Source organism: Sphingomonas kyungheensis (assembly GCF_037120395.1).
GTDB lineage: Bacteria > Pseudomonadota > Alphaproteobacteria > Sphingomonadales > Sphingomonadaceae > Sphingomonas > Sphingomonas kyungheensis.
The window spans coordinates 455,803-475,289 of the sequence record NZ_JBBBDM010000001.1 but is presented as its reverse complement, the minus strand read 5'-3'; the positions used below and the strand labels follow the sequence as shown (position 1 = coordinate 475,289).

At 69.3% G+C, this 19,487-nt stretch carries 20 protein-coding genes; 12 read left to right on the top strand and 8 right to left on the bottom strand.

Annotated features, from left to right (window positions below):
* Positions 1-672 precede the first annotated feature (672 nt).
* Entirely contained in the window at positions 673-1,857 is a 1,185-nt protein-coding gene (locus V8201_RS02235) for an acetyl-CoA C-acyltransferase (RefSeq protein ID WP_336544366.1), read from the top strand.
* A 481-nt stretch (positions 1,858-2,338) separates the two neighbouring features.
* On the opposite strand, the gene V8201_RS02230 is transcribed toward V8201_RS02235, so the two are convergent.
* A complete protein-coding gene (locus V8201_RS02230) occupies positions 2,339-2,827 on the bottom strand; it encodes an SH3 domain-containing protein (protein ID WP_037532116.1) in 489 nt (162 codons plus the stop codon).
* 101 nt (positions 2,828-2,928) lie between these two features.
* Between V8201_RS02230 and V8201_RS02225 the strand changes: the two genes are divergently transcribed.
* A complete protein-coding gene (locus tag V8201_RS02225; RefSeq protein WP_336544364.1) occupies positions 2,929-3,921 on the top strand; it encodes a 2-hydroxyacid dehydrogenase in 993 nt (330 codons plus the stop codon).
* Positions 3,922-4,020: 99 nt separating this feature from the next.
* Positions 4,021-4,218 (top strand): YMGG-like glycine zipper-containing protein, encoded by a 198-nt coding sequence (locus V8201_RS02220; RefSeq protein ID WP_336544363.1) that lies wholly within the window; start codon positions 4,021-4,023, stop codon positions 4,216-4,218.
* A gap of 25 nt (positions 4,219-4,243) precedes the next feature.
* Here V8201_RS02220 and V8201_RS02215 read toward each other — a convergent pair whose 3' ends face one another.
* Positions 4,244-4,705, bottom strand: a complete 462-nt coding sequence (locus V8201_RS02215; RefSeq protein WP_336544526.1) for a nucleotidyltransferase domain-containing protein — start codon at positions 4,703-4,705, stop codon at positions 4,244-4,246.
* Between the two features lie 19 nt (positions 4,706-4,724).
* Positions 4,725-6,128: an NAD(P)H-dependent flavin oxidoreductase gene (locus V8201_RS02210; RefSeq protein WP_037532111.1), complete on the bottom strand. Its 1,404-nt coding sequence runs from the start codon at positions 6,126-6,128 to the stop codon at positions 4,725-4,727.
* Positions 6,129-6,304: 176 nt separating this feature from the next.
* Here V8201_RS02210 and V8201_RS02205 point away from each other — a divergent pair, with 176 nt between their 5' ends.
* Positions 6,305-6,760, top strand: coding sequence for a hypothetical protein (locus tag V8201_RS02205; RefSeq protein WP_271299402.1), 456 nt, complete (start codon positions 6,305-6,307; stop codon positions 6,758-6,760).
* A 233-nt stretch (positions 6,761-6,993) separates the two neighbouring features.
* Here V8201_RS02205 and V8201_RS02200 read toward each other — a convergent pair whose 3' ends face one another.
* The 3 genes from V8201_RS02200 to V8201_RS02190 are packed head-to-tail and all read right to left on the bottom strand — an operon-like array spanning position 6,994 to position 10,208.
* Positions 6,994-8,118: a glycosyltransferase family 4 protein gene (locus V8201_RS02200; protein WP_373276443.1), complete on the bottom strand. Its 1,125-nt coding sequence runs from the start codon at positions 8,116-8,118 to the stop codon at positions 6,994-6,996.
* Between the two features lie 33 nt (positions 8,119-8,151).
* Positions 8,152-9,354, bottom strand: a complete 1,203-nt coding sequence (locus V8201_RS02195; protein WP_037532107.1) for a DUF418 domain-containing protein — start codon at positions 9,352-9,354, stop codon at positions 8,152-8,154.
* A complete protein-coding gene (locus tag V8201_RS02190) occupies positions 9,351-10,208 on the bottom strand; it encodes an alpha/beta fold hydrolase (RefSeq protein ID WP_271299405.1) in 858 nt (285 codons plus the stop codon). The genes V8201_RS02195 and V8201_RS02190 overlap by 4 nt, the downstream gene beginning before the upstream one ends.
* Positions 10,209-10,258: 50 nt before the next feature.
* Between V8201_RS02190 and V8201_RS02185 the strand changes: the two genes are divergently transcribed.
* Positions 10,259-11,617 carry a protein adenylyltransferase SelO family protein gene (locus tag V8201_RS02185; protein ID WP_336544362.1) on the top strand — a complete coding sequence of 453 codons (1,359 nt, stop codon included), beginning with the start codon at positions 10,259-10,261 and terminating at the stop codon, positions 11,615-11,617.
* A gap of 60 nt (positions 11,618-11,677) precedes the next feature.
* On the opposite strand, the gene V8201_RS02180 is transcribed toward V8201_RS02185, so the two are convergent.
* Positions 11,678-12,115, bottom strand: a complete 438-nt coding sequence (locus V8201_RS02180; RefSeq protein ID WP_152542124.1) for a hypothetical protein — start codon at positions 12,113-12,115, stop codon at positions 11,678-11,680.
* 98 nt (positions 12,116-12,213) lie between these two features.
* Between V8201_RS02180 and astD the strand changes: the two genes are divergently transcribed.
* Positions 12,214-13,626, top strand: coding sequence for a succinylglutamate-semialdehyde dehydrogenase (astD, locus tag V8201_RS02175; RefSeq protein ID WP_037532100.1), 1,413 nt, complete (start codon positions 12,214-12,216; stop codon positions 13,624-13,626).
* Positions 13,627-13,894: 268 nt separating this feature from the next.
* Positions 13,895-14,425, top strand: coding sequence for a P-loop NTPase family protein (locus tag V8201_RS02170; protein WP_336544361.1), 531 nt, complete (start codon positions 13,895-13,897; stop codon positions 14,423-14,425).
* Here the strand turns inward: V8201_RS02170 and V8201_RS02165 are convergent.
* Positions 14,412-15,125: an EAL domain-containing protein gene (locus V8201_RS02165; protein WP_271299409.1), complete on the bottom strand. Its 714-nt coding sequence runs from the start codon at positions 15,123-15,125 to the stop codon at positions 14,412-14,414. The two genes, V8201_RS02170 and V8201_RS02165, sit on opposite strands and share 14 nt — an antisense overlap.
* Positions 15,126-15,343: 218 nt before the next feature.
* Between V8201_RS02165 and cobA the strand changes: the two genes are divergently transcribed.
* The 5 genes from cobA (at position 15,344) to V8201_RS02140 (ending at position 19,402) form a co-directional block, all read left to right on the top strand.
* Positions 15,344-16,135: a uroporphyrinogen-III C-methyltransferase gene (cobA, locus tag V8201_RS02160; protein ID WP_336544360.1), complete on the top strand. Its 792-nt coding sequence runs from the start codon at positions 15,344-15,346 to the stop codon at positions 16,133-16,135.
* Complete coding sequence (locus V8201_RS02155) at positions 16,132-16,428, top strand: DUF2849 domain-containing protein (RefSeq protein ID WP_336544359.1); 297 nt, start codon at positions 16,132-16,134, stop codon at positions 16,426-16,428. Before cobA ends, V8201_RS02155 begins: the two co-directional genes overlap by 4 nt.
* 176 nt (positions 16,429-16,604) lie before the next feature.
* Positions 16,605-18,230 carry a nitrite/sulfite reductase gene (locus V8201_RS02150; RefSeq protein WP_336544358.1) on the top strand — a complete coding sequence of 542 codons (1,626 nt, stop codon included), beginning with the start codon at positions 16,605-16,607 and terminating at the stop codon, positions 18,228-18,230.
* Positions 18,223-18,651, top strand: coding sequence for a DUF934 domain-containing protein (locus tag V8201_RS02145; RefSeq protein WP_037532085.1), 429 nt, complete (start codon positions 18,223-18,225; stop codon positions 18,649-18,651). The genes V8201_RS02150 and V8201_RS02145 overlap by 8 nt, the downstream gene beginning before the upstream one ends.
* Positions 18,644-19,402 (top strand): phosphoadenylyl-sulfate reductase, encoded by a 759-nt coding sequence (locus V8201_RS02140; RefSeq protein ID WP_336544357.1) that lies wholly within the window; start codon positions 18,644-18,646, stop codon positions 19,400-19,402. Before V8201_RS02145 ends, V8201_RS02140 begins: the two co-directional genes overlap by 8 nt.
* The last annotated feature ends 85 nt before the right edge of the window (positions 19,403-19,487 follow it).

The window sequence follows — 19,487 nt, the reverse complement described above, 5'->3', positions numbered from 1 at the left end:
ATTTGCCGTGCCGCGAAGGTATCTCCGCCGCGAAACCCGACGGCGGCGCGACGGCGCTCGCAATGTCGCTGACGAGAAGGGGGGACCTCGGCAAAACCCCCGCCGTCATGCCGCACCCGGTCCGGCATCCACGCCGCAGGAGCGTCAGCCGGTGATGGCGCGGCAGGGTGGACCGCGAAACACGTCCGGGGTGACGGCGCGTTTCGGGTGATGCCGAGACTTTTGCGAGAGCCTCGTCAAAACATGAGTCTGCCGATCGTCGCGCCTCAGCCAGTCGCTCTGCCCGGCTCCCGCAACTCCGCCTGCGCACGACCGCTGCGAAACCCTCCCGACCACCCCGGCGGGGGCCGGGGCCCAGTTGGAGACCCGTACTGAGGCAGGACAACGCTTCACCCGACTGGACCCCGGCCTCCGCCGGGGTGGTAAATCGGTGAGTGCATCCGTCCGAGGTTCGCCAGGCTCTCAACTCGGTCCGGCAGCCACAAGCACGCAGCCGCCGAGCTTCATGCCAGCGCGGCACGGCGGACGCCCGGACGGGTCCGGCATCCCCCCTCCAACCAAGGGAACGCACGCCCGCCGGCCGGCACCGCCCGGCCGCTTTCACCGCACACCGCATTGCCCCGCCTCCCGCCACCACCTAGATCGCACGCAACTAGAAACACCGGAGAGCGCATGTCTACCGATCCCGTCGTCATCGTCAGTTATGCCCGCACGCCGATGGGCTCGTTCCAGGGGTCGCTCGCCGGCGCCTCGGCGACCGAGCTCGGCGCCGCCGCCGTCGCCGCCGCGGTCGAGCGCGCACAGGCGCCCGCCGAGGCGATCGAGCGGATCTACATGGGCTGCGTGCTGCCCGCCGGGCTCGGCCAAGCGCCGGCGCGGCAGGCAGCGATCGGCGCGGGGCTCGGCACGCATGTCGAGGCGACGACGGTCAACAAGATGTGCGGATCGGGGATGCAGGCGGCGATCATGGCCGCGGATGCCCTCGCCGCGGGCTCTGCCGACCTGCTCGTCGCCGGCGGAATGGAGAGCATGACCAATGCCCCCTATCTGTCCAAGACGCATCGCAGCGGCGCACGCATCGGCCACGACACGATGTACGATCATATGTACCTCGACGGGCTGGAGGATGCGTACGAGCCGGGCCGGCTGATGGGCCATTTCGCCGAAGAAACCGCGGCCGATTACCAGTTCACGCGTCAGGCGATGGACGATTATGCGATCGAATCGCTGCACCGGGCGCAGCGCGCGCAGACCAGCGGTGCGTTCGATCGGGAGATCGTTGCGGTCGAGGTCAAGGGCCGCAAGGGCAGCACGACGGTGGCGCGCGACGAGCAGCCGGCGCGCGGCGACGTCGCCAAGATCCCGACGCTCAAGCCCGCCTTCTCGCGCGACGGCACGATCACCGCCGCCAACGCCTCGTCGATCTCGGACGGCGCCGCCGCACTAGTGATGACGCGCGCCAGCGTCGCCGAGCGGCTCGGCCTCTCGCCGGTCGCGCGGATCGTCGCACATGCCGCGCATGCGCATGCGCCGGCGAAGTTCACCACCGCGCCGGTGTTCGCGATGCGCAAGGCGATGGAGCGCGCCGGCTGGAGCCGCGACGACGTCGACCTGTTCGAGGTCAACGAGGCGTTCGCGGTGGTGTCGATGATTGCGATCCACGATCTCGGCCTCGATCCGGCGCGGCTCAACGTCCATGGCGGCGCCTGCGCGCTCGGCCATCCGATCGGCGCGAGCGGCGCGCGCATCCTCGCGACGTTGCTGTCGGCGCTCGAGACCAACGGCCAGCGCCGCGGCCTCGCCTCGCTGTGCATCGGCGGCGGCGAGGCGACGGCGATGGCGGTCGAACTGGTGTGACCTAGCGAGGTCGCGCGGAGGCGCGGTGGGATCGCTTGGGACGTGCCGACGCCTTGCGGGCCGCCGCGGCGCCAGCCGCTATCCGGGCGAAGCCACCGCCCTTTCTTCTCCGCGCCTCCGCGTGGATCATTGACCGTGCTGTGAACGCACGTCGTTGCGGGTTCACGCGAAGACGCGAAGACGCGAAGATAAGAAGAGGTTCACGCGGAGGCGCGGAGGCGCGGAGAAGAAGGAGGGAACGGCCCCGTCCAGCCTTCGCTCAAAGAGGTCGAGGAAGTGCGCTCACGCGCACCATCTTCGCGTCTTCGCGTGCATCATTCGGCGTCAGCCGTCTGACCGGTCGAGGCGGTCGCGCCATTCCATCGACCGCCCTTCTCTGCGCCTCTGCGCGAAAACATCCGGCCGCGATAAGCAGTGCGGCTTGGTAATGGAGGACGGCGCACAGGGTCGCTCGGACCGCGGCAGGCGAAAGCCGGCGACGTTACGGCAGCTGCTCGCCCGGCTCGACGCCCCACAGGCCGCTCGACTCGACATAGCCCGCCTGACCGTGGACGTCGAAGCGGCACCAGCCGCCGCCGCAGGCGCTGAGCCGGCCGACGACGCCCGGCGCCGCGCGCCACAGCAGCTTGGTGCCCGACGAGGCGCGTTCGTGCATCTCGAGCGGCTGGGGGCCGCGGACGATCGCGGTGCGTCGGTCGCTGAGCAGCGCGGCGAGCATCCACCCCTGCGTGCCGCCGGGGTCCTCGACCTTGCGCCATTGCTTGAACACCGCGACCACCCGCACCGGCAGGTCGGCACGCTGGTAGAGCCAGCTCGCCGGATAGGTGCGGTCCGGCCCGGTGCGCATCCGCGCGCGGCCGGCGCTGATCGACGCGTAATAGGGGAGCGTCCGCTTCGCTTCGGCTGCCTGCGCGCTGCCGTCCGCCGTCAGCATCGCCAGCCCTGCGATCGCTAAAGCCCGAAGGCGCATGGTAACATTCCTTGACCGTGAAGCCCCTCTCTAGCGCAGGCGCCGGCCGGAGCAACGATCCGTTGACGCGGCGGATAGGCTCCGCCAAGCCGCTGGACGCGATGCCACAGCCCCGCCAGACCCCGACGGTGATCGTCACCCGCGAACTCGCCGACACGGTGATGGACCGGCTGGAGGCGCTGTTCGATACGCGCAACAACCGGGGCGACACGGTGATGAGCCGCGCGGCGCTCGCCGCGGCGATGGCGGAATGCGACGTACTCGTCCCCACCGTCACCGACGATATCGACGCCGCGCTGATCGCGGGCGCCGGCCCGCGCCTCAAGCTGATCGCCAATTACGGCGCGGGCGTGAATCATATCGCGCTCCAGGCGGCGCGCGCGCGCGGCATCATCGTCACCAACACGCCCGGCGTGCTGACCGAGGATACCGCCGACGTCGCGATGGCGCTGATCGTCTCGGTGCCGCGGCGGCTGGCGGAGGGCGAGAAGCTGGTGCGCGAGGGCGCATGGCATGGCTGGAGCCCGGGGGGCATGCTCGGCCACCGCATCGGCGGCAAGGCGCTCGGCATCGTCGGCATGGGGCGGATCGGCCAGGCGGTGGCGCGGCGCGCGCGCGCCTTCGGGCTCGCCATCCATTACCACAACCGCCGCCGCCTGCCCGCGGTGCTCGAGGACGAGCTCGCCGCGACCTATCACGCCGATCTCGACGCAATGCTCGGCGCGATCGACATCCTCAGCATCCATACGCCGCTCAACGCCGACAGCCGCGACCTGATCGACCGGCGCCGCATCGGGCTGATGCGGCGCCACGTCCATGTCATCAACACCTCGCGCGGCGGCATCCTCGACGAAGTCGCGCTGGTCGATGCGTTGGAGGCGGGACAGCTCGCCGGCGCGGGGCTCGACGTATGGGAGCATGAACCGCGCATCGATCCGCGCCTGCTCGCCCTCCCCAATGTGGTGATGACGCCGCATATGGGATCGGCGACGTTCGAGGGCCGCCGCGCCTCGGGCGAGCGGGTCATCCAGAACATCCGCATGTGGGCAGACGGCCATCGCCCGCCCGATCAGGTGCTCGACGGCTGGGCGTGAGCCGATTGGCTCACCGATCGTGAGAAAATGTGTCTGATCGGAACACTTTGCTGCGCAGCACCATTTAGGGGCCTTCCAGTCAGAACAAGGATTAGCCCCATGTCCCGCAAGCTGCTCGCCTCCGTCGCCCTGCTCGCCGGCGTCGCGCTCAGCCTGTCGGCCTGTTCGACGCTCAAGGGCGCCGGCATCGGCGCGGCGGGTGGCGCGGGCGTCGCCGCCGCCACCGGCGGCAGCGTCGAAAAGGGTGCGGCGGTCGGCGGCACCGCCGGCGCCGTGGTCGGCACCGTCGCCGACTGAACCAGGTTCGGGAGCGCCGAGCGCCTCAACCCGGCGCTCCCGTACACTCTAGAATGTGCGCCCGTTCCCGGTCCTTGTCGCGGCCGAAGCGGGTGAGGATCGCGATCATCTCCGCCCGTCCGGGAACGTAGACGGTCGATGTCGCGACGGGCCGGGCTTGGCGCGTGCGCGGTGTCATCGACTGCCACGCCGGGCCGTCGGCGAGCCTCAGCTCACCCATGATCTCGACGTCGCGATCCGCCCGCTGCCAGCGGGCGAAGAGTCGCGATCGAAACTGCGGATGGCGATCGGGCGCAGCGACCGTGAGCCCGAGCCACAGCACCAGCGCCTCGGCATCGCGCCGGCTCGTCAACACATCGATGTCGGCGACACTGGTCGCACCGCCCAGCAGGACGACCGCGGCGCTGCCGATGATCCACCACGGATCGCGCGCCGGCCGCATCGCCTCCGCGACGGCAATCAGCGCGGCGGCGATATCCAGGTCCATCGCCACCGGGCCGCCGTCCTCAGTCCCCGGTCAGGATGCGATCGACGAGCTGCTTCACCGTCGGCACGAAACCGTTCGAATAGAAGGGATCGCGCTTGAAGTTATACGCCGCATGGCCGGCGAACATCAGGTTCTGGTCGATGTCGCCGCCATGCGCGATGTCCTGCAACGTCTTCTGAATGCAGAAGCTGCGCGGATCGGCGAGTCGGCCGGTCGAATTGGTTTCGCTGTCCGCCCAGCTTGAGAAGGAGCATTGCGACAGACAGCCCATGCAATCGGCCTGGTCCTTGCGGATGATGCCCTTTTCGGTCGGCGTCACGAACACCAACGTATTATCGGGCGTCTTGAGCGCGTCGGTGAAGCCCTCGCCGAACCACTGGCGCGCGCGGAGCAGGTCGTTGCGCGTCACCCAGAAATTCTTGCCCTTCACGCCGACGTCGAGCTGGAAGACGTGGTCGCCGGCCTCTTGCGTCGAAAAGGCGATCTGCCGCTCGGAGCGCGCTTCGAGATTGCGCAGGAAGGGATTGCGCACCGCCGACGAATAGAAACCGGTCGGCGAGAAGCGATGGAGCAGCACCTCGCCTTCCTCGATCTCGGTCAGCTTCGCCTTCCACGCCTCGGGGATCGGGCTTTCCTGCGTCAGCAGCGGGCGGGTGCCATATTGGAAGGCGATCGTGCCGAGCTCGGGATGGTCGATCCAGTCGTTCCAGTCGCGCAGATACCAGACGCCGCCCGCCATCACGATCGGCGTCGTGTCGGGGATGCCGCCTTCGCGCATCACCGCGCGCAGCTCGGCGACGCGCGGGAACGGATCCTGCGGCTTGAGCGGGTCTTCGGCGTTCGACAGGCCGTTGTGGCCGCCGGCGAGCCAGGGGTCCTCATAAACCACCGCCGCCAGCCATTCCGCCGCCTTCGAATAGGCGCGCTTCCACAGCGCGCGGAAGGCGCGGCCCGACGAGACGATCGGCAGATAGGACACACCGTAGGAAGCGGTGATCTCGGACAGCTTGTACGGCATGCCCGCGCCGCAGGTGACGCCCGCGACCATGCCGCGGGTGCGTTCCAGCACGCCGTGCAGGATCCGCTGCGCGCCGCCCATCTCCCACAGCACGTTGATGTTGATCGCGCCCTTGCCGCCGGCGATCTCGAACGCGCGATGGACCTGCTGCACCGCGCCCTCGATCGCATAGGCGATCAGTTCCTCGTGCCGCTCGCGCCGGGTCAGCGCGCGATAGACCTGCGGGATGATCTTGCCCTCGGGGTCATAGCTGTCGGCATTGACCGCGGAGACCGTGCCGATCCCGCCCGCTGCGGCCCAGGCGCCGGCGGAGGCGTGGTTGGTCGCGGCGACCCCCTTGCCCCCCTCGACCAGTGGCCAGACCTCGCGGCCATTGTAGACGATCGGCTTCAGGCCCTTGAACACGGAAAATTGCACCTCATCCGGGGTAAATGCGGCCGGCTATACAAGAAGCCGGCGGCGAAGCGAAGCAATTGCGCGTTGCGCGCGATCAGACCGACCTGCTGCCCTTTAGCCGACGGTTAACGCCGATGCGCCACAAGCCCCGCTCGACACGCGATGCGAGGGGGGAAGGACGGGCGATGGGGATCCTCAATCATCTGATTGCGCCGCGCCGCGCCGGGGCGATGCACGCCGCACTGGCGCAGGCGCCGTTCGGTGCGCTGCTGCTGCCGCAGTTCGAACGGCTCGGGCGTGCGGCGGGGCGGCTGCCGGAGGGTGGGCCGACCGGCTCGGCCTGGTCGCGCGCCTATGTGCTCGGCGCGGCCTGCGCGTCGTTGCAGCAGCCGGGCGGTGCGCCGATCAGCGACCAGACCTGCTTCGCCACCGCGCTCGACGCCTTCACGCTGACCTATGGCGCACGCCGTGCCCGCGCGATCCTCGCCGCCACCATCGCCGCCGCCGAGGCGCAGGAGCCCGAGGTGGAGGACGGCCTGTTGCAGGGCGCCGCCGATCTCGCTTTGGTCGCGGCGGGCGCACCGGGCGCATCGCTCCATTTCGCGACACGGATCGTGGAGGAACTCGCCGAAGCGGCATGAGGCGCCACCTACGTCCGGTCGACATCGAGTCGCCGGCTAAGCCGCGTGCTGCGGCCGAAAATTGGTTCGCGCGGAGGCGCAGAGGACGCGGAGAGACTGGATTCGGGCGACGCGCGCCTGCATGTCCGTGGCGTGAGATCGCAGGTGCCAGCGCGGCGCGCGCACCCCTCCGCGCCTCTGCGCGAACCCCTTCGACGCATCCGGATCTTGCGCGGCGGTGATCGCCGATCCGGCTAGAACCCCCGCCCCAGCGTCGCACCGTACAGCGACTCGTAGCGCGCGATCATCGCCGCTTCGTCATAGGCGGCGCGCGCCTTCTCCCGGTTCGCCGCGCCGATCCGCGCCCGCAGGGCGGCGTCCGAGACCAGCGCCTGCAACGCATCGCGCAACAGCACCTCGTCGCCACCGGTGACATAGGGCGCATTCTCCGCGGCGACCATCTGCGGCACGTCGCCGACCGGGGTGCTGACCACCGGCAGCCCCGCCGCCATCCCCTCGACGACGCTGATCGGGAATTGCTCGCTCGCCGACGACAGCGCGAGGATGTCGAAATGGCCGATGTAGCGGTGCGGGTCGGCGAGGAAGCCCGGCAGCACGACGCGGTCGGCGATGCCCATGGCGCGCGCGGTCGATTCGATCGCGGCGCGTTCCGGCCCCTCGCCGACGATCACCAGCCGGAACTTGCCGGCGATGCCGCCGCAGGCCCGGACCAGCAGCGGCAGGTTCTTGACCGTGCGCAGGCCGGCGAGCGCCCCGATCACCACCTCCTTGCCGTTGGCGACGAAGCCGGGGATCGCCCGCGGATCGGGCTTCTTCGTGTAGAGCGCGGTGGGAATGCCGTTGCTGATGCGGTGGACGCGCGCGGGCGGCTGCTTCCACGTCCGCAGCGCGATCCGTTCGAGCGATTCGGACGGCACGACCAGCGCCTGCGCCGCACTCAGGGCGATGCGACGGTAGACGTTGCGCTCGACCTTCAGCCCCTGCGCCTCGTCGGCGTTGAAGCCGTCCTCGTGATGGATCAGCGGCGGCGCGCCCTTGGCGAAGACGCGCCGCGCCATCACCCCGTCGATCGCGCCCCAATTATAGGTCAGCACCAGGTCGAAGCGCCGCATGAACCGCGCCAGCGCCTCGTAGCGCGCCACCGACGGGCGTCCGGTCAGCGCCGGCGGATCCTGCGCGATCTCGTAGCGCACGCCCTTGGCGATCGCGGCGCGCGCGCCGAGCTGGTCGGGAACGCCGCTGACGATGGTATGGCGCAGCCGATCGCCGAAGGCGTTCATCAGCCGTACGGCACGCGCCTCCTTGCCGCCCAGGCTGAAGCTCGAATGAAGGTGGAGGACATGCGGCGTCATGCGCATCGATCTACCCGCGTCCGCCGCCATTCAAAAGCGTTAGCGCAAGCGCAGCAGCCGCCCCTCGACCAGCGATCGCCACAGCCATTCGACCGGCGCGATGCGGAAGCGGCGCAACCACCCGACCGCGGCGGCGAGCAGCAGCGCGTCGACGGCGAACGCCACCGCCATCATCGCCGCCCAGCCCATCCGTCCGTAGAGTCCGAGGCCATAGGGCGAGAAGATCAGCCACGAGACGATCAGCGTCTGCGCGATATACACGGTCAGCGCGCATCGCCCCGCCGCCGCGAACGGTACTAGCCAGGCGCGACCGCGCGGATGCGACAGCAGCAGCGCCAGTCCCGCGACATGACCCGCGGTCGTCGCCAGCCGCGCGATGTCCTCGACCATCCAGACATGGCCGACCTGCCCGTCGAAGCGCGTCGCCTCCCACGCGCCGGCGATGCGCAGTGGCAGGCCGATGCCGTACCCCCAGGCGAGCATCCGCCGATAGCGACGCCGCGACCAGCCGCCCTGCAACGCCCCCATCCGGAACAGCGCCGCGCCGACCAGCATCGTCGCCGCCGCCTCCCAGACATAGACGATCTCCTCGCCGCCCAGCCGCTCCAGCGCGACGCGCCGCTGCCCGGCGGTCCAGGCGGCGCGATCGCCGTGGCCGAAGGCGTCTTCGCGCACCACCGCCGCCGCATCCGCCGCCGCCGCCTGCGCGCGGGCCGCCGCCGGCACCTGCGTCGTCAGCCCGGCGGCGAGCGTGAAGGCGGCATAGGAGAGCCCGAGTACGATCAGCGCGCGGGTCGACACCCGCCGCGCCGCGCACGCGAGCAGCGCGGCGACCGCATAAGTGTGAAGGATATCGCCCGGCCACAGCAGCAGGAACATATGCGTGATGCCCAGGGCCCACAGCACGAGGTTGCGCCAGCCGTAGCGCAAGGTCACCCCGAGCGGATGATCGCTCGCCGCCGCGAAGCGATCGGTGAGGATCAGCATCCCCGCACCGAACAGCATCTCGAGCAGCGCGCGTGCCGTCCCCTCGACGAGCAGCGTCTGCGTCCACCAGGCGATCCGGTCGGCGCCGCTCCAGCCGATATGGCGGATGTCGGACCAATTGGCGGTCATCGACGCGCCCATCTCGCCGATGTTCATGAACAGGATGGCGAGGATCGCCACGCCGCGCAGCACGTCGAGCTGGATCAGCCGCGGCGCGCCGTCGGGCTCGTCCGCGGGCGGCGCGGCTGCGGTCATGCCGCAGCGCGCGCGAGCAGCCGGTCGATCGGATCGTGCAGCGCCGCCTCGGCGAGGGTCGGCGCGTGGCCGAGACCCGGCAGCGTCACCAGCTCGGCCCGGTCGAGCGCGGCGACCATCCGCTCGGCGACCGGCTGCGACAGCACGTCGGATCGCCCGCCGCGCACGACCAGCACCGGCACGTCGCGCAATGCCGCCAGCGCCGTCCACATGTCCGGCCCGCTCTCGTTGCCGGGGGTGCGGAACGGCTCGGCGATCTTGAGGTCATAGTCGAGCACGATGCGCCCGCTGCTGGTCAGCCGATAGACGCGCTTGGCCATCGCCAGCCAGTCCTCGATCCGCCAGTCGGGATAGATGTCGGCATTGCCGTCCTGCAGCGCGCGCGCGGCGTGCATCCAGGTCGGACAGCTGCTCGCCTTGCCGACATAGCCGCGGATGCGGCTGATCCCGCCCGCCTCGATCTCCGGGCCGACGTCGTTGAGCAGCGCCGCGGCGATCCCCGCCCCGGCCTGCGCGAGCAGCATCGTCACGATCCCGCCGAGCGAGGTACCGACCGCGACGAAGCGGGTGATGCCGCGCTCGGCAAGCAGGGCCTGCACGTCGGCGACATAGGTGGCCGGGACATAGGTCGCCGGGTCCTTGGCATAGTCGCTGCGGCCGCGACCGCGGAAATCAACCGCGATGACCTGCCGCGGACCGGCGAGCCGCGCGGCGAGGTGATCGAAGTCGCGCGCATTGCGGGTCAGCCCCGGCAGGCACAGCACCGGCGGCGCCGCGGCATCGCCGGGATAGAGCCGATAATGCAGCTTGAGCCCGTCGGCGGACGACCAATAGCAATGTTCGTAGGCGGCCATATCGGTATCCCGGGGTTGCGCGCGGCGCTGCGCGCCCTCCATATCCACGGATGCCCACCGACCCGCAAGCATACCACCCCGCCGCCGCATTGCTCGATCTCGGCACCACGCTGTCGGACCCGGTGGAGGCGGCGCGCTTCCCCGCGACGCGGCTGCGCTTCCGCAACGACCGCGCCGCCGCCGGGGTCGGGCTGGCGACGCTCGACGACGGCGAGTGGATCGACGCCTTCGGCCGCTTCGTGCCGCTGCCCGGCACGCTGCCGCAGCCGCTCGCGCTGCGCTATCACGGCCATCAGTTCCGCCAGTATAATCCGGACATCGGCGATGGCCGCGGCTTTACCTTCGCCCAGTTGCACGATCGCGACGGCCGGCTGATGGACCTCGGCACCAAGGGGTCGGGCACGACGCCGTACAGCCGCTTCGGCGACGGTCGGCTGACGCTCAAGGGCGGCGTGCGCGAGATCCTCGCCACCGAGATGCTCGAGGCGCTCAACGTGCCGACCAGCCGCACGCTGTCGCTGATCGAGACGGGTGAGGAGCTGGTCCGCGGCGACGAACCCTCGCCGACCCGTTCGGCGGTGCTCGTCCGGCTGAGTCACGGCCATATCCGCATCGGCAGCTTCCAGCGGCTCGCCTATCATCAGGACGAGGCGGGGATGCGCGCGCTCGTCCGCTACGTGCTCGCCAACCTCTACGGCGAGGAGTTGGACGATCCGATCCGCCTGCTCGACCATGTCGTCGGCCGCACCGCGACGCTCGCCGCGCGCTACATGGCGGCGGGGTTCGTCCACGGTGTGCTCAACAGCGACAATATCAACGTCACCGGCGAGAGCTTCGACTACGGCCCGTGGCGGTTCGCGCCGACCTGGGACGCCGCCTTCACCGCCGCCTATTTCGATCACGCCGGCCTCTACGCCTTCGGTCGCCAGCCCGAAGCGATCCACTGGGACGTGATGCAGCTCGCCAGCAGTCTGCGCGTGATCGCCGAGAGCGACCCGCTGATCGCGACGCTCGAAACCTTCGCGCCGCGCTATCAGGAGGCGATCACCGCCGCCCTGCTCTGGCGGCTCGGCGTCGTGCCGCACACGCCCGACGCCGACCGCGCGCTCGTCCAGACGATGGAGCGGGCGCTGCGGACCACGCAGGTGCCGCTCGACCGTTTCTTCTTCGACGTGTTCGGCGGCGTGCTGCCGGCGGACTATGGCGAGGACTGGCAGGCGCTGCGCGCGGCGCTCGCCGGTTATGCGTCGCGCACGTCACGCGGCCATCGTTACTGGCGAGGCGAACCGTGTGGCCTGCTGATCGACGAGGTCGAGGCGATCTGGGCGCCGATCGCCGCCGCGGACGACTGGACCGCGCTCAACGACAAGGTCGCGGCGATCCGCGAGATGGGCGAGGCGCTCGCCTAGTGGCAAGACGGATTGAGCGAGCGCAAACGCCCGTGATATATTCAGGGCCGTGCGCGCGGCTCATAACGAAATAACGCCTTCTATTTCGACGTATGCCTCTCCAAAATTCGGACGATGAGCCGATCGACAAAGCAGGCCGTTCGGAGCGGTGACGACCCGTGCGCCATTCATCTTCAACGCGTGAGCAACGGCGTCAACAGCAAAGAAAACTTCCTTCCATTTAATTTCTTTTGGCGGGGAAAAACAGATCTGGAAAGCCTGCAGCCTATCCCCCATCCAGTTATCGACGGCGTTCTTGACCACACCCAGCTGGTCTGGCGTCAGCTCGCTTTGATCGCCGAACCGGACGATGAAGGGCCCTGCAATTGGATCGTATGTCCTCATCACCGGCGGTGGCGACAGCGTTCGCGCCTGATCTGCCGGCGGCGGCAATAGCCCGATTGCAGCAACCACTAGAATGCGCTGGGACAGAGCAAAAAGAGAGAAGATATCGACCATGCGCGCAATGGTAATTCGGCGCTGCCGCCTTACAACGCCCGATCTTGCCGCCCCGCCGTCATTCGCCTAACCCGCTGCGCATAAACGACGGGACAGGCATGGCTGACGCGATCAACTCCCACGAACCCGCCACCGGCGCGCTGCTCTGGAGCGGCGCGATCGGCGATGTCGACGCCGAGGTCGCCGCCGCGCGCAACGGCTGGGCGCAATGGGCGGCGCTGCCGCTGACCGTGCGGATCGAGACGTTGCGCCGCTTCGGCAACGTCGTCCGCCAGCGCCACGAGCCCTTCGCCGACCTGATCGCCCGAGAAACCGGCAAACCCCTGTGGGAGGCGCGGACCGAGGTCGACAGCGTCATCGCCAAGGTCGACATTTCGGTGACCGCCTATGCCGAGCGGAGCGCGCAGCGCCGGCTCGAATCGCCGATGGGCAGCCGCATGGCGCTGCGCCACAAGCCGCACGGCGTGCTGGCGGTGCTCGGCCCGTATAATTTCCCGGCGCATCTGCCCAACGGCCATATCGTCCCCGCGCTGCTCGCCGGCAATGCGGTGGTGTTCAAGCCGTCCGAGAAGACGCCGGCGACCGGCGCCTATCTGGTCGACTGTTTCCGCGCCGCCGGCGTGCCCGAAGCGTGCATCCGCCTGCTCGTCGGCGGCCCGGCGGAGGGCAAGGCGCTCGCCGACCACGACGATATCGACGGGCTGCTGTTCACCGGCTCGGCGCGCACCGGCCTGGCGCTCAACCGCGCCTTCGCCACCAAGCCCGAGAAGATCCTCGCGCTGGAGATGGGCGGCAACAATCCGATCCTCGTCTGGGACACGCCCGACCTTCATTCCGCGGCGGTGCTGGTCATCCAGTCCGCCTTCACCACCGCCGGCCAGCGCTGCACCGCCGCGCGTCGGCTGATCGTCGAGGAGCGGCTGTACGAACCGCTGATCGAGGCGATCTGCGGACTGGTCGGCCGGCTGATCGTCGGCAGCCCGCACGACGATCCGCAGCCGTTCATGGGGCCGGTGATCGACAATGACGTCGCCGACCAGCTCGGCGAGAGCTTCCTCGAACTGCTGATGCGCGGCGGCCGGCCGATCCGCCACCTCGAACGCCCGGTCGCCGACCGCCCCTTCCTCACCCCGGCGCTGATCGACATGACCGCGGCGACCGAGCATCCCGACATCGAGCTGTTCGGCCCCATCCTCCAGGTGTATCGCGCCACCGACTTCGACGAGGCGATCGGCATCGCCAACACCACCCGCTACGGCCTGTCCGCGGCATTGGTCAGCCAGACGCCGGCGCTCTACGACCGCTTCTGGGCGAGCATCCGCGCCGGCATCGTCAACTGGAACCGCCCGACCAACGGCGCCTCCTCCGCCGCGCCGTTCGGCGGCATCGGCTGGAGCGGCAACCACCGCCCGAGCGCCTATTACGCCGCCGACTACTGCGCCTATCCGGTGGTCAGCAACGAAGCGGAAGCCGCACGCGCCAACCTCGGCATCGGCCTGCGCGACGCGTGAGGAGGGTGGCACCCGAAGAATCTCTGAAGGAGGGGTAGGTCCGCCCCGGCAAGCGAGACTTCTGTGACAGTCCATTAGGCTGCCAAACGCACCGGCTTTCCCGCGCATGCGGGCACCTAGTGGCCAAGCAGAACAAACACCCGATGCAAGAAGAGAACCGGGCTCCCGCCTTCGGGAGCACTGATGGGACTGGATAGATTGGCGGCAAGCACCCCTGGATCGGCGATCAGCCACTTCTGATACCGCGGCGCGCGCCTAAGATGAGGCCATGCCCCTCACCGCCCTTGGCCAGCGTATCTGCATCATCGGACCGTCGAACAGCGGCAAGTCGACGCTGGCGCAGGCGATCGGCCGTGTGCGGGAGCTGCCGGTGGTGCATCTCGACCGCCTTTACCATCTGCCCGGCACCGACTGGCAGCCGCGCGCCACCGCCGACTTCGTCGCGCTGCACGATGCGGCGATCGCCGGCGAGCGCTGGGTGATCGACGGCAATTACGCGATCTGCCAGCCGCAGCGGCTGGCGCGCGCCACCGGCGTCATCCTGCTCGACGTGCCGACGCTGACCAGCCTGCGCCGCTATGTCCTGCGCTGCTGGTCGGCGGGGAATCGCGTCGGTGGCCTCGACGGCGGGCGCGACAGCGTCAAATGGGCGATGCTCCGCCATATCGCCGGCACCACCCGCGCCAACCGGCGCCGCTACGCCGCGCTGGCCGGCACGCTTGCCGTGCCGCACATCCGCCTTGCTGGTCCGCGCGCGATCGCCGCTTTCTACCGCCGCACCGGGCTCACGCCGCGGTGACGTGGCGGACGGCGGGCATCGTCACCGCCGGCAGGCAGCGGAAGCCGGGTCGGGCGAGCAGATAGCCCTGGATGTAGCGGATGCCGAGGCCGCGCAGCACGTCATATTCCGCGATCGTCTCGATCCCCTCGGCGATCACCGTGATGCCGAGCGACCGCGCGATCCGCACCACGCCTTCGACGATCATCCGGCGCGGCAGGCTGGTGTCGATGTCGCGGATCAGGTCCATGTCGAGCTTGAGGAAATCGGTCTGGAAGCGGGCGAGCAGCGCAAGCCCCGCATGGCCCGCGCCGAAATCGTCGACGGCGGTGCCGAAGCCCATCGCCGCATAGGATTCGACGATCGTCTTGACGTGCGCGGTGTCGGTCATCTCCTCATTCTCGGTGAATTCGAAGATCAGCCGGTCGGTCGGCAGGCCGGTGGCATGCGCGGTGCGCAGCGTCAGCTGGATGCAGGCGAGCGGCGAATAGACGGCATTGGGCAGGAAGTTGATCGACAGCCGCGCGTCGCCGTCGAGGATTCCCGCCGCCACCGCGCCCTCGATCGCCGCGACCCGGCATTGCTGGTCGAAGGCGTAGCGATTGTCCGGCGTCACCTGCGCCAGCACCGCCGCCGCCCCTGCCCCGTCGGCGCCGCGGACCAGCGCCTCGTAAGCGAAGGGCCTGCCGGTCTCGACATCGACGATCGGCTGGAACGCCATGGCGATGGCGAAGCGATGCTGCTCCGATTGACATCCCTGACATCCGGCGGACTGAACGTGCTGCATCGGTTCAGCTAGGACCGGGGGTGCTAAACTTTCGTGAAGATGACTTTAACCGGTGAAACGGGCGCAAGGGCCGCCGTCCCAAGTTCGCCTAGTCCGCGGCCAAGCAACGCTGGCTTGTTCCGCTGCCGCCGTCGCGCCATCTGCTCACCATCATGGCCACGCTTCTCGATCCCAATGCCCGCGGGCGCGTCATCCTGGTCGGTGCCGGACCCGGCGATCCCGGTCTGCTCACCGTGCGCGCGGTCGAGGCGCTGCGCAGCGCCGACATCGTCGTCCACGACGGGCTGATCGACGCGCGCGTGCTCGACATCGCGCCACCGCAGGCGCAGCGCATTTCGGTCGCGAAGCGGCGCGCGCGGCATACGCTGCCGCAGGAGGCGATCAACGCGCTGATCGTCGCGCATGTGAAGACCGGCGCGATCGTCGTCCGGCTCAAGGGCGGCGACCCGTTCATCTTCGGACGCGGCGGCGAGGAGGTCGAGGCGGTGCGCGCCGCCGGTCTGCCGGTCGAGGTGATCCCCGGCGTCTCGGCGGCGCTCGGCTGCGCGGCGGAGGCGATGCTGCCGCTCACCCATCGCGACCACAGCAGCGCGGTCAGCTTCGTCGCCGGCCAGTGCAAGGGGCTGGCGGATCAGGACTGGGCGGGGCTCGCCGGACAGGGTCGCACGCTCGTCATCTACATGGGCGTCGCCACTGCCGCCGACATCGCCGACAAATTGATGGCGGACGGCGTCGCGCCCGACATGCCGGTCGCGGTGCTCGAACGCGGCACGCTCGCGGGCAGCCGCGCGCTGCGCACCCTGCTCGCCGATCTCGGGCCGATGGTGACACGCGAGGCGGTGCAGAGCCCGGCGATCATCGTCGTCGGCGAGGTGGTCGAACTGTCCGACGCCGAGGACAAGCTCGCCCGCTGGGCGCGCGTCGCCGAGGGGATGGTGGCATGAGACTGCTCACCGGCAACGACCTGCCGACCGGCGACGTCGTCTGGTGGACCGGCAGCGGCTGGTCGCGCCACGTCGAGGACGCCGCCGACGTCGGCCAGGAGGGCGAGGCGATCCTGCGCCGCGAGGAAGGCGCGCGCCGGGTCAACGTCCCCTATCTGATCGACGCGATCGCGACCCCCGACGGGCCGCGGCCTGCGCATATCAAGGACCGTATCCGCGCGCTCGGCCCGACGGTGCGGCCCGACCTGACCTTGCGGGCGGCGGACCCCGCCGCGGGGAGCTGGGTGATATGAGCGGGCGACGAGCGGTACCCGGCGGTCGTCGGGCCCGTACGAAAATGTGGAAGCCGACCCCCTCCCCATCGTCATCCCGGCGCAGGCCGGGATGACGATGGAGGGAAGGTCTCCCGTACCGACACAGTCTCACCCCCGCCCCGTCTTCATCGGCACGAACCAAGGCCGGACCCAGAATGTATAGATACGACCAATATGACCAGGCGATCGTCGATGCCCGCGTCGACGAGTTCCGCGACCAGGTGGAGCGCCGCCTGTCGGGCCAGCTCAGCGAGGATCAGTTCAAGCCGCTGCGGCTGATGAACGGCCTCTACCTGCAGCTTCATGCCTATATGCTGCGCGTCGCCATTCCCTATGGCACGCTCGATTCGCGGCAGATGCGCATGCTCGCCGGCATCGCCCGCGACTATGATCGCGGCTACGGCCATTTCACCACGCGCCAGAACCTGCAGTTCAACTGGATCAAGCTTGCCGACACGCCCGACATCCTCGCGCGGCTGGCGACGGTGCAGATGCATGCGATCCAGACCAGCGGCAATTGCATCCGCAACATCAGCGCCGATCAATATGCCGGCGCCGCCGCGGACGAGGTCGCCGATCCCCGTCCCTGGGCCGAGCTGATCCGCCAGTGGAGCACCTTCCACCCCGAATTCAGCTACCTGCCGCGCAAGTTCAAATTCGCCGTGATCGCCGCCGAGGAGGATCGCGCGGCGATGCGGCTGCACGACATCGGCATCCGGCTGGTGACGCGCGACGGCGAGCTTGGCGCGTCGATCTATGTCGGCGGCGGCATGGGACGCACGCCGATGATCAGCCATCTGGTGCGCGACTTCGTCGGCTCCGACGATCTGATGAGCTATCTGGAGGCGTGCCTGCGCGTCTACAATCGCTACGGCCGTCGCGACAATATCTACAAGGCGCGGATCAAGATCCTGCTCCACGAGATCGGCGCCGACGAATATCGTCGCCAGGTCGAGGAGGAGTTCCTGCTCGTCAAGCAGCTCGGGATCGACCCGCCGCGCGCCGAGCTGGAGCGGATCACCGCGATGTTCGCGCCTCCCGCCTTCGACCCGGCGGCGCCCGATGCCGTCGACCGCAGCGACCCCGATTTCGCCGTCTGGCTCGACCAGAACGTCGCCGCGCACAAACAGCCCGGCTATGCGATCGTCAACGTCAGCCTCAAGCCGATCGGCGGCATCCCCGGCGATGCCGATGCCGATCAGATCGCGCTGCTCGCCGATCTCGGCGCCGCCTATTCGTTCGACGAATTGCGCGTCACCCATGCGCAGAACATCGTCCTGCCGCACGTCGCCAAGCGCGACCTCCACGCGATATGGCGTCGCCTCACGGAGGCTGGTCTCGCCGAGCCCAACCTCGACCTGATCACCGACATCATCGCCTGCCCGGGGCTCGATTATTGCAGTCTCGCCAATGCGCGCTCGATCCCGCTGGCGCAGAAGATCGCGACCCGCTTCGCCGATCGCCAGCGCGAACTCGGCGAGCTGAAGCTCAAGATCTCGGGCTGCATCAACGCCTGCGGCCATCATCACGCCGGCCACATCGGCATCCTCGGCGTCGACAAGAAGGGCACCGAAAACTATCAGCTGTCGCTCGGCGGATCCGGGGCGGAGGACGTCAGCCTCGCCAAGATCACCGGTCCCGGTTTTTCCGAGGATGGCGTCGTCGACGCGATCGAGCGGGTCACCGACCGCTATCTCGCGACGCGCGAGCCGGGCGAACGCTTTCTCGACACCTATCGCCGCGTCGGGTTCGAACCGTTCAAGGACGCCATTTATGGTTGATGCCCCGCTGCGCTTCCGCGACGACGAGCCGCACGACGAACCGGCGGTGACGCTCGACGCCTTCCTCGGCCAGAGCAACGCCACGGCGGTTCGGCTCGAGGCGGGCGAGGACGCGCGCGCGCTGCTGCCGCAGATCGGCCAGATCGCGCTGGTCGAGGTCAGCTTCCCGAGCTTCCGCGACGGCCGCGGCTACAGCGCCGCGCGCGTGTTGCGCGAGGCGGGCTATACCGGCGAATTGCGCGCGGCGGGCGATGTGCTCGTCGACCAATTGCCGCTGATGCGCCGCTGTGGCTTCGACAGTTTCGCGCCGGAAGCGCCGATCGATCCGGAGGCGTTGCAACGCAGCCTCGACCGCTACGACTATCGCTACCAGCCCGCCGCCGACGGAATCGTGCCGGTGTGGAAATTGCGCCATGGCTGAATCTGCGCGCGCGGCCGACGTGATCGACGTCGCGCCGCCCTTCACCACCGCCGATGCCGCGGCGATGCAGATCCGCTTCGCCGGCGTGCCCGCCGCGGCGATGCTGCGCGAGCTGCTCACCGGCGAGCTCGCCGGGCGGGTCGCTTCGGTCTCCTCCTACGGCGCCGAATCGGCGGTGCTGCTGCATATGGTGGCGAGCATCGACAAGGACGTGCCGGTGATCTTCACCAACACGCAGAAGATGTTCGGCGAGACTTTGGCCTATCGGGACGAACTGTCCGAGCGGCTCGGCCTCACCGACCTGCGCGTCTTCCGTCCCGATCCGCGCATGCTCGCGCTGCGCGATGCGACCGGCATGCGCTGGTCCTACGATCCCGACGGCTGTTGCGAGATCCGCAAGGTCGAACCGCTGCGCCGCGCGCTGGCGCCGTTCGACGCGTGGATTTCGGGACGCAAGGGATTCCAGGCGGGGACGCGCACGGCCCTGCCGCGGTTCGAGGAGGATGAGGGCCGGTTGAAGCTCAACCCGCTCGCCGACTGGAACAAGGATCAGCTCAACGCCTATTTCGAGGAGCATGACCTGCCGCGTCATCCGCTGGAGGCGCAGGGCTATCTGTCGATCGGCTGCGCGCCGTGCACCAGCAAGGTCAAGCCCGGCGAGGACCCGCGCGCCGGCCGCTGGCGCGGTTGGGACAAGGTGGAATGCGGCATCCATGTCGCGACGACCGGCGAGGACGACCCGGCGTTCTGAGCCCGACCGTCTTATGCCGGGAACATCGTTGATCTCGATGGGTTTTCCGATCGACCCGGCAATGTCATAAGGCCCGGCCTGACTC